Below are 14,518 nucleotides of genomic sequence, written 5' to 3' on the forward strand. Positions count from 1 at the left end.
CAGCGGAGCGGTGCTTTTCTCGCCTGGGGCGAACCCGGGGATGATATCTCCTGCTCCACCGATGCGATTCGTCTGGCCTGCGCCCGTGTTGAGCGGATTGCTGAGCATGGCCCTCATCGCTCCGGCCAGCGCGCAGCCCGACGCCGTCGCCGTGGCCGAGTCGCTCTTCAACCGCGGCCTCGCGGACATGCTGGCGGGCCGGTATCCGGCGGGCTGCCCTGCCCTCGCCGAGAGCCATCGGCTCGATCCTCGCGCAGGGCGGCTGTTCACGCTCGCCGAGTGCGAGGCCCTGTGGGGGCGCATCGCCACCGCCGTTGCGCGCTACAACGATTTTCTGGCGCTGTACTCCCGCATGTCGGAAGCCGAGAAGCTCCAGCAGCACGAGCGCTACAAGGTCGCGCTCGAGCAGCGCAACGCGCTCGCGCCGCTCGTGCCGCAACTCACGCTGGCGCTGCCGGGCGGCGCGCCCGCGGGCACGGTCGTGCAGCGCGACGGCATCACCCTGGAGCGGCCTTCCCTCGGCATCGCGCTCCCCGTCAACCCGGGAGAGCACGTCGTGACGACGAGGGCGCCAGGGGGGCCCGTGCACGAGGTGCGGTTCACGATCGACAAGTCCGCGTCGACGACGATCGAGCTCGAGGTGAAGCTCCCCGTCGAGGAGCCGTCGCGCGCGGGACCGATGGATTGGCCGCCCAGCCAGGTCGTCGGGCCGCCCGTGAAGCCCATCGAGGGTCTTGCCCCGTCCACGCAGGCGTCCGGGACCAGCGGCCGCCGCATCGTGACCTACGTGGCGGGCGGGCTCGCCGTGAGCGGGCTGGTCCTCGGGTCGGTGACCGGATGGATGGCGCTCGACGAGAGCAGCCGCGCGGCCGAGGCGTGCGAGGACGACAGCCCCGGCGCGGCGATATGCACCCCCGAAGGAAAGGCCGCCGGCGACCGCGCGAAGGCCCTCGGGAGGGTGAGCACGATCGGCTTCAGCGCCGGGGCGGTGCTGGCGGGCGCGGCGGTGCTGCTCTTCCTGACGGAGCCGTCCCCGCCCGGCCCGCGGGCGGCCGCAGCAGCCCGCTCGCTGGCCAGCGCCGCACCCCGCCCGAAGGCCGGCGCGGTGAGCTGGTCGCTGCTCGCCGGACCGAACGGCGGCGGCGTCGCGGTGCACAGCCGGTGGTGAGCCAGCCCGCACCCGGGCCGGCGCGCCCGGGTGGTAGTTGGCGATGAGGAAAGGACAACTCATGATCACGAAGACCACGATGACCATGTTCGGGCTCGCCGCCTCCGGGTTGCTCGCGGGCTGCACGGAGACACTCGACTCGAAGCAGATCCGCACCGGAGGGATCTCGGCGACCCTGGAGGCGACCGCCGAGAGCGCGTCGTCGACGAGCCTGAAGGCCATCCTCAAGGCAGGCGGCGACGAGAGCAACACGTACGTCATCCTGAGCGCGGGAGACCGGATCTTGGCGACCGCGGACGACGAGGAGGTCGAGATGCGCTCCGAGAGCGCCGGGGTCTATGTGGCTCACTTCGACGTCGGGGAGGGAGGCACCGAGCTCACGGTGCGGCTCGACCGCGAGGACGACGACGACGCGCCGAACAACGCCGGGACGCTCCCCGACCCGTTCGAGCTCGAGGCGCTGCCCAAGGAGCCGGTCTCGCGCGCCGAGGACATCACGATCGCGTGGTCGCCGAGCGGCTCGGGGGACGACATGGTGATCCGGGTGGACGGCGACTGCATCTTCTCCAAGACGTTCGATGTGGGGGGCGACACGGGGACGTACACCATCGCCGCGGGCGTGCTGGACCCGACGAGCTCACAGGAGCCCGAGAGCTGCGATGTGGACATCGTGATCAGCCGCACGCGCGGCGGCACGACGGACAAAACCCTGGACCCGGAGAGCTCGTTCGAGCTGAGCTAGGTCCGGGAAGGCCGCTTCACCTCGGCGCCCTGACGCGTCCCCGGCCCTCTCCCCCCTCGCGCGGCGCCTCCCCGGCGTCAGCGCGGGGCGGCGGGCTCAGCCGGACAGCGCGGCGCGGTCGTCCTCGCGAGGGCCCACCAGCATCCGGTCCCCTTCACCAGCACGGGTCAGCCTGCCGAGACCTGCGCCTACCGGTAGAAGGCGAGATCGTCGATCCAGATATCGAACTCCTGCCTCGGATCGAAGCTGAAATAGAAGCCCCAGAGCCGGTCCATGGCGGGCGCGTCGAACTGCTGACCGAACCCTCCCTGTTTGAGGCACTCCACTGGAATCTTGAATTGCTTCCAGTCGCCCGCCAGCACGACGTGCTTGTGGAAATGGTCGTTGCATCGGTCGTTCGCGTTGTCGCAGATGCCCCCCGTATGGCGGGTCTGCTGTTCGACGAACATCACCTTCAGCCTCCTGGAGGAGCCCTCCTCGGCGCGGGCCCAGAAGGTGATGCCACGGTACTCGGAGGCATCGCCGTAGTCATCGTAGTACACATAGACGGCGACACCGGCTCCCCAGACACGGAAGCCGTCATTCGCGCTCGTGCGCAGGGCCACGAGGCTATCGCCGCGCGGAGGGTCGAGGGGGGTCATCAGGTCAGGCTCGTTGACAGGCTCGTGGATCCCGTCCACGGACTCGTCGTGGTCCATGAACCAGTCCCCTCCTCGAGGGATTGCGCTGTCCCCCTCGGGGATCGCGAGGTCCTCGTCTTCCATATCGTCGATGATCGACAGGTCCAGGCTCTCCCCCGGCATCACCTCGAGGACCGCGCACGCCGGCTCCGCACCGCCGCCCCCAGCGCCCCCTCCCCCGGCGCCGCTGCTCGCGGTCGTGCCCCCGGCGCCGCTGCTCGCGGTCGCGCCCCCGGCGCCGCTGCTCGCGGTCGCGCCCCCGCCGTCACCGCCTCCTGCGCCGCCGCGCCCGTCGGCCCCGCCCTCGGTGTCGTAGCTCTTGTCGAAGCCGAAGATCTGCGCGCATCCGAGCCCGAGCATCGCGAGGGCACATGCGCCGGCGCACCCAACGAAAAACAGCCCTGTCTTCCTTCTCATGGCAGTCTTCCAGACATCTTCTATCCACGAGGGTAGGACGGTGACCGCCCAAATGAAATGGGGACATGGCCGAGGCGCCTCGCTGCCGCCTGCCGCCCTGCCCCCGAGGAGCCGGTCGCCGCACATTCCCCGGCGCGGCGCGCTGCCGCGCATCCGGGGCTCGCAGGGGAGCGGCGCCGGCTCAGCCGAGCAGCGCGGCGTAGTCGTCCTCGCGAAAGCCCACCAGCACCCGGTTGCCCTTCACCAGCACGGGCCGCTTGACGAGCTTCCCATCCTCGGTGAGCCACCGCGCGACCTCCGCGTCGCTCGCGGCGTCCACCCGCGCCTTGCCGAGCGCGCGGTAGCTCTGCCCGCTCGTGTTGAGCCACCGGCGCACCGGGAGCCCGCTGGCCGGGACCCACCGGGCGAGCTCCTCGGCCGTCGGCGGCTCGTCGACAATGGGCCGGACGGCGACGTCCACGCCGCGCTCGCCGAGCCACTTCAGCGCCTTCTTGCAGGTGCTGCAGCCGGCATAGGAGAGGATCTGAACCTTGCTCATGCCCGCCTTCTGCCCTCGCCCGCAGGAGAGAGCAAGCGCGACGAAAATGCAGGAGAAGCGCAGCCGCTGCCACAGCCGAGGGCCGTCGCTGGAAAGATTCCCCATAGCAAGAGAGAAACCCGAGCTCGCATAAGCAAAGACCTCGGTCCGGAAGCGAGCAAAGCGCAGAGTCACCACGGCTCAGCAGCGCGCCCAGGCCGCCGCGCAGGGTGCAAGAATTGCTACATCGCGCGACGGGCCGTCTGGTATACGTGCGCGGAAAGGAGCCGCCTCCAGCGGCAGCGACCCTCGTGATCCGCCTCGATTCCATCAGCAAGCAGCACGGTAAGCAGATCCTCTTCCTCGAGGCCTCCGCGGCGGTGAACCGCGGCGAGAAGATCGGCCTGGTCGGGCCGAACGGCTCCGGCAAGACGACGATCTTCCGGATGATCACCAAGGAGGAGGCGCCCGACGGCGGCCAGGTCGCGATCGACCGCGGCGTCACCATCGGCTACTTCAGCCAGGATGTCGGCGAGATGAAGGGCAGGAGCGCCGTCGCCGAGACCATGGACGGCGCCGGCCCGGTCTCCACCGTCGCCGCGGAGCTCCGCGAGCTCGAGGCCGCGCTCGCCGACCCCGAGCGCATGGACGAGATGGAAAGCCTGATCGAGCGCTTCGGGCAGGCGCAGGCCCGCTACGAGGAGCTCGGCGGCTACGCGCTCGACGCCAAGGCGCGCGAGATCCTCGCCGGCCTCGGCTTCAGCCAGGCCACGATGGACGGCGACGTCGGCGCCCTCTCGGGCGGCTGGAAGATGCGCGTCGCGCTCGCGCGCATCCTCCTCATGCGGCCTGACGCGCTCCTGCTCGACGAGCCGACAAACCACCTCGACATCGAGTCGATCATCTGGCTCGAAGGGTACCTGAAGCAGTATCCAGGCGCGCTCGTCATGACCTCGCACGACCGCGAGTTCATGAACCGCATCGTCACCAAGATCATCGAGATCGACGGCGGCGAGCTCACCAGCTACTCGGGCAATTACGAGTTCTACGAGCAGCAGCGCGCCATCAACGAGCAGCAGGCCGAGGCCCAGTACGAGCGCCAGCAGGCGATGCTCGCGAAGGAGATGCGCTTCATCGAGCGCTTCAAGGCGCAGGCCGCCAAGGCGGCGCAGGTCCAGTCGCGCGTGAAGAAGCTCGAGAAGATCGACAAGGTCGAGCCGCCGAAGCGCCGGAGGACCATCCGCTTCGAGTTCAAGCCCGCGCCGCGCTCGGGCGACGACGTGGCGCGCCTCGACGGGGTCACGAAATCGTTCGGAGGCCGCCCCATCTACGACGGGCTCGATCTCCTGATCCGCCGCCGCGAGCGCTGGTGCGTCATGGGCGTGAACGGCGCCGGCAAGTCCACCCTCCTCAAGCTCATCGCGGGGGCCTCCGCGCCGGACGCCGGCGAGGTGAGCGTCGGCGCGAGCGTCAAGATGGGGTACTTCGCGCAGCACGCGATGGAGCTCCTCGACCCGACCCGCTCGGTCTGGGAGTCCATCGTCGCGAGCTTCCCCCAGGCCTCCATCGGCTCGCTCCGCACGCTCGCCGGCGCATTCGGCTTCTCCGGCGACGACATCGACAAGCCCTGTCGCATCCTGTCCGGCGGCGAGAAGGCCCGCCTCGTGCTCGCGATCATGCTCTACGATCCGCCGAATTTCCTCGTCCTCGACGAGCCGACAAACCACCTCGATATGGCGACCAAGGAGATGCTCGTCGGGGCGCTCGCCTCGTTCGAGGGCACCATGCTGTTCGTCTCGCACGATCGCCGCTTCCTCGCCTCGCTGTCGAACCGCGTCCTCGAGCTCGTGCCCGAGGGACCGCGCGTCTACGGCGGCGGATACCTGGAGTATGTCGCCCAGAGCGGACACGAGGCGCCAGGCATCCGGAGCTGACGGGGACCTCGCGCATGGCCGCGCGGGCCGCGCCCGGCCATGCGGGCTGTACCTGAGCTCGACTCCCGCTCGTCGGCTCCGCTCACCACGCGGCGCGAGGTGAACACACGCTCAAGCTTTCGCGCTATCGTAAGGGCCCAGATGGATCAGCTCGGTAGACCGAGCCCAAAGCGGCTCTCCGGCTTCGTCCAGCGCCACCACGGCGCGATCCTGGAGGCTTGGAAGCAGCGAGTCCAGGCGCTGAGCCCGGCGCGGCGGCTGTCGGATCCGATGCTGACCGACCATATCCCGAACGTCCTCGACTACATCGCCGAGGTCACGGGCAGCGCGAGCACGCGGGCCGCGATCGACCAGAAGCTCCAGGCCATGCCCGGGTATCACGCGCTGAGCCGGCTCGCCCACGGGTACGACCTCGCCGACGTGGTGATGGAATACGCGGCGCTCCGCGCCGTGATCCTGGAGCTCTGGGAGCGGGACGGCGACGGAGACGGCGGGCGCGAGCTGATCCAGCTGAACGCGGCGCTCGACGAGGCGATCGCGGACGCCGTGTCGCGCTACCAGGAGGCGCGCGTGCGCGTGCTCCAGGCGCTCGACGCGATCTCGGCGGCCGCCCTCGGCAGCAGCGACCTGGACACCTTCCTGGAGGCGCTCATCCGGGCCACGCGGGAGGCGGCGGCCGCCGTGGACGTGGCGATCGTCCTGCTCGGGGACGGGGACCACCTCGAGGTGCACGCGACGGCCGGCCTCGGCGACGGGCCGCTGCTCGGCCCGCCGCTCGAGGCGACGCGGGAGCTCGCCCGGGCGGTCCTCGCGCTGCGCGGTCCCACCTCGCTCGACGCCGCGCTCCCGACCTTGCCCGTGACGGCGCGCGAGATCCGGTCGAGGGGGCTGCGCGCCGTCTACGGCGTGCCGCTGCTCCACGAGGGGCACCCGATCGGCGTCGCGATCCTCGGCTCCCGCAGCGCCGCGGAGTTCTCCGAGGAGGACCTGCTGATGCTCCGCACGATGACCAGCCGGGCGACCGGGATCATCGTGCAGGCGCAGCTCGTCGCGAAGGAGCGCGCGTCGCGGCACCAGGCGGACGACGCCCGCGCGCTGCTCGCGACCGTGATCGAGCAGATGCCGGCGGGGCTCATCATCGGCGAGCGGGAGACGGGGCGCGTCCTGCTCACGAACCAGCAGGCCACGGCGCTCTTCCGGGGGTCGCTCGCCGGCGTCCGGAGCATCGAGGGCTACAACCTCTACCGGGGGTTCCACCCGCGGTCGGGCAAGCCGTATGAGACGTGGGAGTGGCCGCTCGCGCGCACCGTCACGACCGGCGAGGTCGTGAACGACGAGGAGATCGACGTGCTCCGCGGGGACGGCACGTGGGGGCGGATCCTCGTGCGCTCGTCGCCGGTCCGGGACCCGGTCGGGCGCGTCTCGGCGGGCGTCGTGACCTTCTTCGACATCACCGAGCGCACGCGCGCCGAGCAGGGGCAGCGCTTCCTGGCCGCCGCGAGCGCCGCCCTGAGCGACAGCCTCGATCTCCAGAGCACGCTCGACCGGCTCGGCCGCCTCACGGTCCCCGAGCTCGCGGACTGGTGCGTCATCCAGACGCTCCCGGAGCTCGAGGCGGCGCGGCGGGTCACGGTGACGCACGCGGATCCGGAGGCGGTCCGGAGGGCGCACGCGATCTTCCGCGAGGTGGATCCGCCTCCGGGGCTCGCGGCGCTGATGGAGAAGGTCCCCTGCATCGAGCGCCCGGAGCTCGTCCGGGACCTGTCGCACCCGCTGCTCGCCTCGTTCGGCGAGCACGCCGCCTTCCGCCGGCTCGTCGGCGAGCTCGGGATCACGTCGGCCATGGTGGTCCCGATGGTCGCGCGGGGCCGCACGTTCGGCTGCATCACCCTGGCGACCGCGGAGTCCGGCCGGATCTACGATGAGGCGGACCTCGCGGTCGCGCACGATCTGGCGCAGCGGGCGGCGCTCGCCGCGGACAACGCCCGGGTGTACGAGGCCGCGCAGCGCGCCATCGAGCTCCGGGACAACGTGCTCGCCACGGTGTCCCACGACCTCAGGAACCCCCTGAGCGCGATCATCACGGCGGCCGCCGTGATGACCAAGCGCGCGGCGGTGCGCGGGGAAACGGGCGAATCGAAGGCGATCCAGGCGATCCAGCGCTCGGCGCACCGGATGGATCGGCTGCTCCACGACCTGCTCGACTTCGCGAGCCTCCGCGCCGGCCGGCTGGCGCTGCGCCGGCAGCCGCAGGACCCGCGGGAGATCGGCCGGGAGGCGGTCGAGACGTTCGAGCCGCAGGCCCAGGAGAAGGGGATCCACCTGGGCGTCGTGTCGTCGACCGAGGACGTCCCGCTCGTCGTGTGCGATCGCGATCGCGTGCTCCAGGTGCTCTCGAACCTGCTGAGCAACGCGGTCAAGGTGACGGGCGCCCAGGGGTCGATCACGGTGCGGTGCGAGCACCGGCAGGAGCACGTCCTCTTCTCGGTGGCGGACACGGGGCCGGGGATCCCGGAGGACGAGCTGCCCTACCTCTTCGAGCGGTTCTGGCGCGGCCAGCGGAACGGCTACAAGGGCACCGGGCTCGGGCTGGCCATCGCCCGCGAGCTCGTCGTCGCGCACGGGGGGACCATCCACGTGGAGAGCCGCGTGGGCGTGGGGACCACCTTCCGGTTCACGATCCCGGTGGGGAACGCCGAGGGCTGAGCCGGCGGCGGGTCCGCGCGGCCGCGGGATGAGCCTGCGGCGAGCGCGCCGGCACGGCCTCCGCGGAGGAGTGGACGATCGAGCGCGCCGGCCCCAGACGCCTCCGGAAGGAGGATACATGGGAGACGAGACAACGCACGACCAGCTGGGCGCGCCGCGCGCCGCGCGCGAGGTCAGCGAGGAGAAGCGGCCTCACCCGCAGGCGGACGTCCCCGGCGTCCGCGGGCCGATCACGTCGTCCGGCGAGCGAGAGGACGCTCCCCCCGGCGAGGTCGAGACCTGGGGCAGCGAGGGCGGCGCCGGCGTGTACGAGGGAGGGCCGATCGTCTCGGACACGAAGCTCCCCGCGGGGAGCTCTGGTCGCAAGACTTCGTAATTACTATGTTTTAGCGATGCCGCGGTCCGCGACGGGCCGCCGGCTCACGGCTGCTGCTGCTGCTGCGTCGGCCTGGGCGCGCATCGCTGCATGTAGGCGGGCTCGGGGCAGCCCTCGTGGGTCAGGATCTCGTTTTCCTGGCACTTCACGAGCGCCGCCCGGATGTCGAGGCACTTCCCCGGCCCTGCCTCCACGCATCGGTGCACCGTGGTGGTCCCGTTGGCGCAGCCATCGAGCTGTCCCTTGGGGCACGTAAGAAGCGGCCCGACCGAGCAGTCGCTCTCCGGTGTCGGGCCGGTCGCTGTCGTCGACGTCCCCTGGGTCGCCTGCGGCCGGGGCGTGCAGGCGGCGCTCCCGGCGAGCGCGAGCCCCGTGAAGAGGAAGAGCAGGCCCCGGCGGGGCGAGCTGCTGCGCGTGTTCATGCGGTCGTTCTCCGTGGGTGAGGTCGTGCCGGGAACCCGAAAGGCAGGTCGCCGCCCGGCGCGCCCGGCAGACTACTCCACGGAACGACGTCGCCCGGGCGCTTTTGCCGGCTGCCAGAGAGGCAGTCCCGCGCAACCTCAACCCCGGTCGGAACGAGCCACCCGCCTCAACCCCGGTCGGAACGAGCCGCCCGCCTCAACCCCGGTCAGAACGCGCCGCCGCCGTGCGCGATCAGGGCCCAGCTGTCTCCGCCCGTCTGGGTCGCCGAGCCGCGGACGGTCAGGTCGTCGAAGAAGGCAGGGCGGAAGTTGAGCCGGACGCCCAGCTTGACGTTGCGTGTGACCAGCCGCTCCACCCCCGCGGTGAGCGGCACCGACACCGCGAACGCGTCGCCGCCCTCGCCCGCCCAGCCCGTGTAGCCGACCCCCGCGACAACGAACGGCTGCACGATCGCCTCGTCGGCGCGCAGGACGTTGTAGCGCAGCCCCGCGTCGAGCGAGGTCATCACGAGCGACTTCCCCAGCGTCGCTCGCTGGTTCACCGAGCCGATGTAGTTCCCCTCGACGGCCACGCGCGGCGACATGGTCCCGGTCACGCGCACGTTCCAGGTGGGCCCGACGCCCGCGGCGCCACCCAGGTAGCCCAGCATGCCGAAGCCGCCCTCGACCGCGATCGAGGGCTCGGGGATGCGCCGGATGAGCGGCTGATCCGCCGGAGGGACGTTGCCCGCCGGCCGATCGCGCTGTTCCGCTCGCGCCGCCCCCTGCGCTTCCGCCGCGCCGGCAAACGCCATCATGGCGGCGGCGGCCAAGGCCGGCGCCGCGAATCGTTGCGTGCTCATTGCTGTTCTCCCCCCGTGGACCGGTTCCGTCGTCGACGCCGCCTCGTGCACACCGCAGGCCACACGCGGCTGTGCAGCGCGGGTCCGGCGGCCCCACCCCGCGCCACCCGTCCGCCCCCGCGCGGCCGCGTCCGCCGGCGAAACCGCGCCGCCGCTCGCACGTAATCCGTACGTGGAAGTGAAGCGAAGCGCACCGAGCGATCGCTCGCTCGCTCGGACGCCGCTCGCGGCCGCGAGCCAGCTCGGATCGACAGCGACATCGAGCGAGCGGGTGGGGGGACGGGCAGCCCCGATCTTCCTTCCCGTCCTCCTGCCATCCTGTTCAAGTGGAGCTCGTCACGCGACCGGGGCGGCTGCGCATCAACTCATTGAATCCAGGAGACGAGCATGAAAACGAGGCGAACAAGGCCCCTGCTCTTCCTCGTGCTCGCTGCCGCCGGGCCGGGCGCGGCCGCATGCCAGGGCGAGCCGCCGCCCCCCCTCGCGCCCGCCGCGACCGAGCTCAAGGCGCCGGAGGCGAAGGCGCCCGCCGCGGCGGCCTTCGCGATCGACAGGGCGGGCAGCAGGGTCGAGCTCGCGATGGACGCGCCGCGGGAGAAGATCCGCGGGCGGATCGAGGGCGCCGCCGGCGGAACGTTGCAGGTCGATCCCGCCGACATCACGAGGACGACAGGCCTCATCACGGTCGACCTCTCCACGCTCGAGCTCTTCCAGACCGCCGTGGGCGACGACGGCAAGCCCGGCGAGGAGAAGAAGAGCGACCTGCAGAACGAGCACGCGCGCACCTGGCTCGAGATCTCGAAGGACACGCCCGGCGACGTCCGAGCGAAGAACGAGAAGGCCCAGTTCGCGATCCGGTCGATCTCGACCGCCGGCGAGAAGGACCTCTCGAAGCTGTCCGGCGCGGAGCGGACGGTGACCGTCACCGCGTCGGGCGATCTCCTGCTGCACCAGCGGCAGACCCCGAGGACCGTGGAGCTCATCGCCACGTTCAGGTACGAGGGCGACAGGCCCGCCGCCGTCACCGTGAAGACGGCGAAGCCGTTCTCGGTCGGGCTGGCCGAGCACGACGTCCGCCCGCGCGAGGCGTTCGGCAAGCTCGCCCAGAAGACGCTCGAGGTGCTGTCGCCCAAGGTCGCCAAAGAGGCGATGGTGTCGCTGGAGCTCACCGCGACCGCGGGCGCTGCGGCCACGGCGCCCGCGGGCAGCGCCGCGCGGTGAGCGCCGCGCGCCGCCGGTGGAGCCCCCGGTGAGCCGTTGCGGCACCCTGGCGGGTCTGAGAGACATGGCGCTCCGGACGCCGCCGGGAAACCGGATCACGCCTCGCCCGTAGGGGGTGCAGGCCCGTCGATGACGAGAACCAGAGGAGCCACACGATGCTGTCGAAGAAGAGCATTTACGAGACGCTCGCCGCGCTGAGCGCCGGTGCCATGCTGATGAGCGGCTGTGGCGGCGCGCAGGCGCCGGTCAACGCGACCGAGGTCCCCGCCGAGCAGGAGGCGACCCCGGTCGCGCCGGCCGAGCCCGCGCCGGCCGAGACCACCTCCGGCGACGCCGCCGCGGGCGCGAACGTCCCCGCGGCCCCGGCCGCGCCCGAAGCCCCGGCGCCGGCGCCGGCGAGCGACGTGCAGTCCGCCGCGACGGCGCCGCTGGTCGCCCCCACGGCCACCCCGGCGCCCGTCCCGCCCACCCCGACCTCCGCCCCGGTCAAGCCCGCCGCGAAGAAGGTGGGCGCCAAGAAGGCCGGCCACGCGGGCTGCGGTCAGGGCACCTGCGGCTGATCCCGATCGGCCCTGCCCGCCCCGCACCCCCATGACCGGCAGCGCGCTCACCGGCGTCGGCCTCGGGCTCCGATGGGAGTTCCTCGACGAGGTGCTCGCGGCGCTCGATGCGCCCGGCGAAGGCGCGCGCGGCGCGGCGCTGGCCGTCCCCTTCTTCGAGCTCTCCCCCGAGAACTACATGCGCCGCGGCGGCTACTTCCCCGCCGCGCTCGAGCGCGTCCGCGAGCACCGCGCGATCCTGACGCACGGGCTCACCCTGTCGGTCGGCGGGGTCGACCCGCTCGACGATGGCTACCTGCGGGCGCTGCGGGGGTTCGTCGATCGGCTCGACCCCCCCTTCCACAGCGATCACCTGTGCTTCTCCGGCGTGGGCGGCAGGTTCCTCCACGACCTCTTGCCGCTCCCGCTCACCTCCGCGGCCGCCGCCCACGCCGCCGCCCGCATCCGCGAGACGGAGGAGCGGCTCGAGCGCCCGATGGCGATCGAGAACATCACCTACTACCTGGTCCCGGGCCGCGCCTCGCTCGACGAGGCCGACTTCCTCGTCGAGGTGCTCGAGCGCGCCGGCTGCGGGCTCCTGCTCGACGTGAACAACGTCTACGTCAACGCCCGGAACCACGGCTTCGACCCGATCGCGTACCTGGAGAAAATTCCACCTGCGCGCGTTGTCTCGATGCATGTGGCCGGGCATGCGTGGCGCGACGATGCGGAGGTCCTCGTCGACACGCACGGCGCGCCGGTCATCGAGCCCGTGCTCGACCTGCTCGCCCGCGCTGTCGCGCGGACCGGGCCGGTGCCGGTCGTGCTGGAGCGCGACAACGAGGTGCCGCCGCTCGAGGCGCTGCTCGCCGAGCTCGCCGAGGTCGACGCGGCGTACCGGCGCGGGCTCGCGGCGCGCGAGGCGCGGGCGTGAGCGCGGCGCGCGGGGCGCTGAACGAACCGCCGCCGGAGCTCGCGGCGCTGCAGCGAGCGCTCCAGCTGAGCGTGAGCGCACCGGACGGCGAGGCGATCGCGGCCGATCCGCGCGCGTGGCTCGCCCGCGCCGGGCTCGAGGGGCCCGACCTCGAGGCGATGGCCGCGCTCCCGCCGAAGCGGCTGCTGCTCTACCGGAGCCTCATCCGCCGCGGGCTGACAGGCGCGATCCGCGCCGGGATCCCGCGGACCGCGGCGCGCCTCGGCGCCCGGTTCGAGGCGGACGCGGCGCGCTTCCTCGACGTGGAGCTGCCCCGGTCGCGCTACCTCCGCGACGTCGCCTTCGAGTTCGTGGGCTTCGCGGCGCCGCGCTGGGCCGAGGACCCGGAGGTGCCCGCCTACCTCGCGGATCTCGCGCGCCATGAGCTGGCCGCCTTCGCGGCGTCGTTCGCCGAGCCGGACGAGGAGGAGGCCGGCGCGCCGGACGCAGCGGACGCGCGGGGCGCGCCGGCCTCCCGCGAGGAGCTCTCGCTCGACCGCGGCGCGCGCTTCCAGCGGGCCGCGGCGCTCGTGCGCCACGAGCACGCGGTCCACAGGCTGGAAGGCGGCGAGTCGGCGCGCGACGTGCCGGCGCGCGAGCCGACGCGCCTGCTCGTGTACCGCGACGCCGGGCACGAGGTCCGCTTCCTGGAGCTCACGCCCCTCGCGGCCGAGATCCTCGGCCGCCTCCTCGCGGGCGCCGCGCTCCGGGACGCTGTGGTCGAGGGCTGCGCTGCGCTGGGCCGCCCTGTCGACGGCCCGGTGCTGGAGAGCACCGCCGCCCTCCTGAGCGACCTCGCCGAGCGCGGGGCGCTCCTCGGCACCGCCGCGCCGTGACGCTTGCCCCGCGGCGCTGGCCGGGGGTAACGCATGCTCGGAGGACGTCGATCGGTCGATGCAGCGCACACTCTTCTCGCTCGTCGCTGCGGCGCTCATCGCGGCGGCGCGCCCCGCGCGCGCGTCCTCCGGGGAGCAGACGGCATCGCTGAGCTGGGTCCGGCTCGCCGGCGCCGAGGCGTGCGTCGGGGCGCGCGCGCTCGCGCAGGCGGTGGAGGCGCGCCTCGGGCGCGCGGCGCTCGTCTCGGCCGCCCGGGCCGACCTCACGATCGAGGGGCGCATCGAGCCGGGCGGCTCCGGCGGGTGGCGCGCGGTGATCGCGGTCGCCGACGCGGAAGGCGCGCTGCTCGGGACGCGCGAGATCGCCACGGCGTCGCCGCGCTGCAGGGCGATCGACGACGAGCTCGCCCTGGCCATCGCGCTCATGATCGACCCCAGCGCGAAGCTGTCCCCGAGCGCGCCGCCTCCTCTGGCCACGCCGGCGCCGCCTCCGACGCCCTCGCCCGCGCCCTCGCCGCCGCCGCCGCAGGTCATCGTGCAGCGCATCCTGATCCCGGTCCCCCCGCCGGCGCCTCCGCCGCCGGCGCCGTGGCGCGTCGAGGTCGGCGCCGGTCCGCTCTTCGGGCTCGGCCTCCTGCCCTCGCCCGGCGTCGCCGCCGTGATCCGCGCGCGCCTCACGCCGCCCCGGTCCTGGTCGTTCGAGGTCGGGGGGGCGATCTGGGCCCCGAACGAAACGACAGCCGGCGCCTTCACGACGCGCTTCTCCTGGAGCGAGGGGTTCGTGTCCGTGTGCCCCGTCTCGATCGGGAGCGCCACGCGGCTCTCCGCGTGTGCGGGCGCCCGCCTCGGCGCGCTCCGCGTCAACGGCATCGGGTTCGGCGTCGACCGGACCGACGAGCGCCTGACCGCGGGCGGCACGCTCGACGTTCGTCTCTCCCGGCGGCTCATCGGCCCGCTCACCGCCGGCGGCGGCCTCGGGCTGATCGTGCCGCTCGTGCGAGACACCTTCTACTACATCGATGGGCAGGGCCGGGGCCGCGAGGTCTTCCAGATGGCGCCGCTCGCCGGGACGGCGGACGTCCTGCTCGGCGTCGATTTCCCCTGACCGACGCTCGGCATCGCTTTTCTTTCATAAAAACTCGTCC

14 protein-coding genes are annotated in these 14,518 nt (G+C 72.7%); 10 read left to right on the forward strand and 4 right to left on the reverse strand.

Annotation, left to right across the window (positions count from 1 at the left end):
- Positions 1–106: 106 nt before the first annotated feature.
- Positions 107–1,168, forward strand: a complete 1,062-nt coding sequence (locus WMF28_RS30065) for a hypothetical protein (protein ID WP_437596783.1) — start codon at positions 107–109, stop codon at positions 1,166–1,168.
- Positions 1,169–1,229: 61 nt separating this feature from the next.
- Positions 1,230–1,910: a hypothetical protein gene (locus tag WMF28_RS30070; protein WP_437596784.1), complete on the forward strand. Its 681-nt coding sequence runs from the start codon at positions 1,230–1,232 to the stop codon at positions 1,908–1,910.
- A 188-nt stretch (positions 1,911–2,098) separates the two neighbouring features.
- Here WMF28_RS30070 and WMF28_RS30075 read toward each other — a convergent pair whose 3' ends face one another.
- Both WMF28_RS30075 and WMF28_RS30080 read right to left on the reverse strand, forming a co-directional pair.
- Positions 2,099–2,950, reverse strand: a complete 852-nt coding sequence (locus WMF28_RS30075; RefSeq protein WP_437596785.1) for a hypothetical protein — start codon at positions 2,948–2,950, stop codon at positions 2,099–2,101.
- A gap of 238 nt (positions 2,951–3,188) precedes the next feature.
- Positions 3,189–3,545 carry an arsenate reductase family protein gene (locus WMF28_RS30080; protein WP_437596786.1) on the reverse strand — a complete coding sequence of 119 codons (357 nt, stop codon included), beginning with the start codon at positions 3,543–3,545 and terminating at the stop codon, positions 3,189–3,191.
- Positions 3,546–3,835: 290 nt separating this feature from the next.
- Here WMF28_RS30080 and WMF28_RS30085 point away from each other — a divergent pair, with 290 nt between their 5' ends.
- The 3 genes from WMF28_RS30085 to WMF28_RS30095 all read left to right on the forward strand — a co-directional run bounded on the left by WMF28_RS30085 (position 3,836) and on the right by WMF28_RS30095 (position 8,540).
- Positions 3,836–5,458, forward strand: a complete 1,623-nt coding sequence (locus WMF28_RS30085) for an ABC-F family ATP-binding cassette domain-containing protein (protein WP_437596787.1) — start codon at positions 3,836–3,838, stop codon at positions 5,456–5,458.
- Between the two features lie 141 nt (positions 5,459–5,599).
- Positions 5,600–8,164, forward strand: a complete 2,565-nt coding sequence (locus WMF28_RS30090; protein ID WP_437596788.1) for an ATP-binding protein — start codon at positions 5,600–5,602, stop codon at positions 8,162–8,164.
- Positions 8,165–8,282: 118 nt separating this feature from the next.
- Positions 8,283–8,540 (forward strand): hypothetical protein, encoded by a 258-nt coding sequence (locus WMF28_RS30095; RefSeq protein WP_437596789.1) that lies wholly within the window; start codon positions 8,283–8,285, stop codon positions 8,538–8,540.
- 44 nt (positions 8,541–8,584) lie between these two features.
- Here WMF28_RS30095 and WMF28_RS30100 read toward each other — a convergent pair whose 3' ends face one another.
- Together WMF28_RS30100 and WMF28_RS30105 are read right to left on the reverse strand one after the other, a co-directional pair.
- Entirely contained in the window at positions 8,585–8,962 is a 378-nt protein-coding gene (locus tag WMF28_RS30100) for a hypothetical protein (RefSeq protein ID WP_437596790.1), read from the reverse strand.
- Positions 8,963–9,168: 206 nt separating this feature from the next.
- Positions 9,169–9,804 carry a hypothetical protein gene (locus tag WMF28_RS30105; protein WP_437596792.1) on the reverse strand — a complete coding sequence of 212 codons (636 nt, stop codon included), beginning with the start codon at positions 9,802–9,804 and terminating at the stop codon, positions 9,169–9,171.
- Positions 9,805–10,191: 387 nt separating this feature from the next.
- Here WMF28_RS30105 and WMF28_RS30110 point away from each other — a divergent pair, with 387 nt between their 5' ends.
- The 5 genes from WMF28_RS30110 to WMF28_RS30130 all read left to right on the forward strand — a co-directional run bounded on the left by WMF28_RS30110 (position 10,192) and on the right by WMF28_RS30130 (position 14,478).
- The gene (locus tag WMF28_RS30110) at positions 10,192–11,025 is read left to right on the forward strand and encodes a hypothetical protein (RefSeq protein WP_437596793.1); all 834 of its coding nucleotides are present in this window, start codon (positions 10,192–10,194) and stop codon (positions 11,023–11,025) included.
- A 155-nt stretch (positions 11,026–11,180) separates the two neighbouring features.
- The gene (locus tag WMF28_RS30115; RefSeq protein ID WP_437596794.1) at positions 11,181–11,585 is read left to right on the forward strand and encodes a hypothetical protein; all 405 of its coding nucleotides are present in this window, start codon (positions 11,181–11,183) and stop codon (positions 11,583–11,585) included.
- Positions 11,586–11,616: 31 nt separating this feature from the next.
- Positions 11,617–12,498: a DUF692 domain-containing protein gene (locus tag WMF28_RS30120; protein ID WP_437596796.1), complete on the forward strand. Its 882-nt coding sequence runs from the start codon at positions 11,617–11,619 to the stop codon at positions 12,496–12,498.
- Positions 12,495–13,373 carry an HvfC/BufC N-terminal domain-containing protein gene (locus tag WMF28_RS30125; protein WP_437596797.1) on the forward strand — a complete coding sequence of 293 codons (879 nt, stop codon included), beginning with the start codon at positions 12,495–12,497 and terminating at the stop codon, positions 13,371–13,373. Before WMF28_RS30120 ends, WMF28_RS30125 begins: the two co-directional genes overlap by 4 nt.
- Positions 13,374–13,431: 58 nt before the next feature.
- Positions 13,432–14,478, forward strand: a complete 1,047-nt coding sequence (locus tag WMF28_RS30130; protein ID WP_437596798.1) for a hypothetical protein — start codon at positions 13,432–13,434, stop codon at positions 14,476–14,478.
- The last annotated feature ends 40 nt before the right edge of the window (positions 14,479–14,518 follow it).

Source organism: Sorangium sp. So ce590, from assembly GCF_051521365.1.
GTDB lineage: Bacteria > Myxococcota_A > Polyangia > Polyangiales > Polyangiaceae > Sorangium.

Bases quoted from the DNA above. Each gene is read 5' to 3' on its own strand.
- WMF28_RS30065 (WP_437596783.1), top strand. From the start codon at position 107: ATGGCCCTCATCGCTCCGGCCAGCGCGCAGCCCGACGCCGTCGCCGTG.
- WMF28_RS30070 (WP_437596784.1), top strand. From the start codon at position 1,230: ATGATCACGAAGACCACGATGACCATGTTCGGGCTCGCCGCCTCCGGG.
- WMF28_RS30075 (WP_437596785.1), bottom strand. From the start codon at position 2,950: ATGCTCGGGCTCGGATGCGCGCAGATCTTCGGCTTCGACAAGAGCTAC.
- WMF28_RS30080 (WP_437596786.1), bottom strand. From the start codon at position 3,545: ATGAGCAAGGTTCAGATCCTCTCCTATGCCGGCTGCAGCACCTGCAAG.
- WMF28_RS30090 (WP_437596788.1), top strand. From the start codon at position 5,600: ATGGATCAGCTCGGTAGACCGAGCCCAAAGCGGCTCTCCGGCTTCGTC.
- WMF28_RS30095 (WP_437596789.1), top strand. From the start codon at position 8,283: ATGGGAGACGAGACAACGCACGACCAGCTGGGCGCGCCGCGCGCCGCG.
- WMF28_RS30100 (WP_437596790.1), bottom strand. From the start codon at position 8,962: ATGAACACGCGCAGCAGCTCGCCCCGCCGGGGCCTGCTCTTCCTCTTC.
- WMF28_RS30105 (WP_437596792.1), bottom strand. From the start codon at position 9,804: ATGAGCACGCAACGATTCGCGGCGCCGGCCTTGGCCGCCGCCGCCATG.
- WMF28_RS30110 (WP_437596793.1), top strand. From the start codon at position 10,192: ATGAAAACGAGGCGAACAAGGCCCCTGCTCTTCCTCGTGCTCGCTGCC.
- WMF28_RS30115 (WP_437596794.1), top strand. From the start codon at position 11,181: ATGCTGTCGAAGAAGAGCATTTACGAGACGCTCGCCGCGCTGAGCGCC.
- WMF28_RS30120 (WP_437596796.1), top strand. From the start codon at position 11,617: ATGACCGGCAGCGCGCTCACCGGCGTCGGCCTCGGGCTCCGATGGGAG.
- WMF28_RS30130 (WP_437596798.1), top strand. From the start codon at position 13,432: ATGCAGCGCACACTCTTCTCGCTCGTCGCTGCGGCGCTCATCGCGGCG.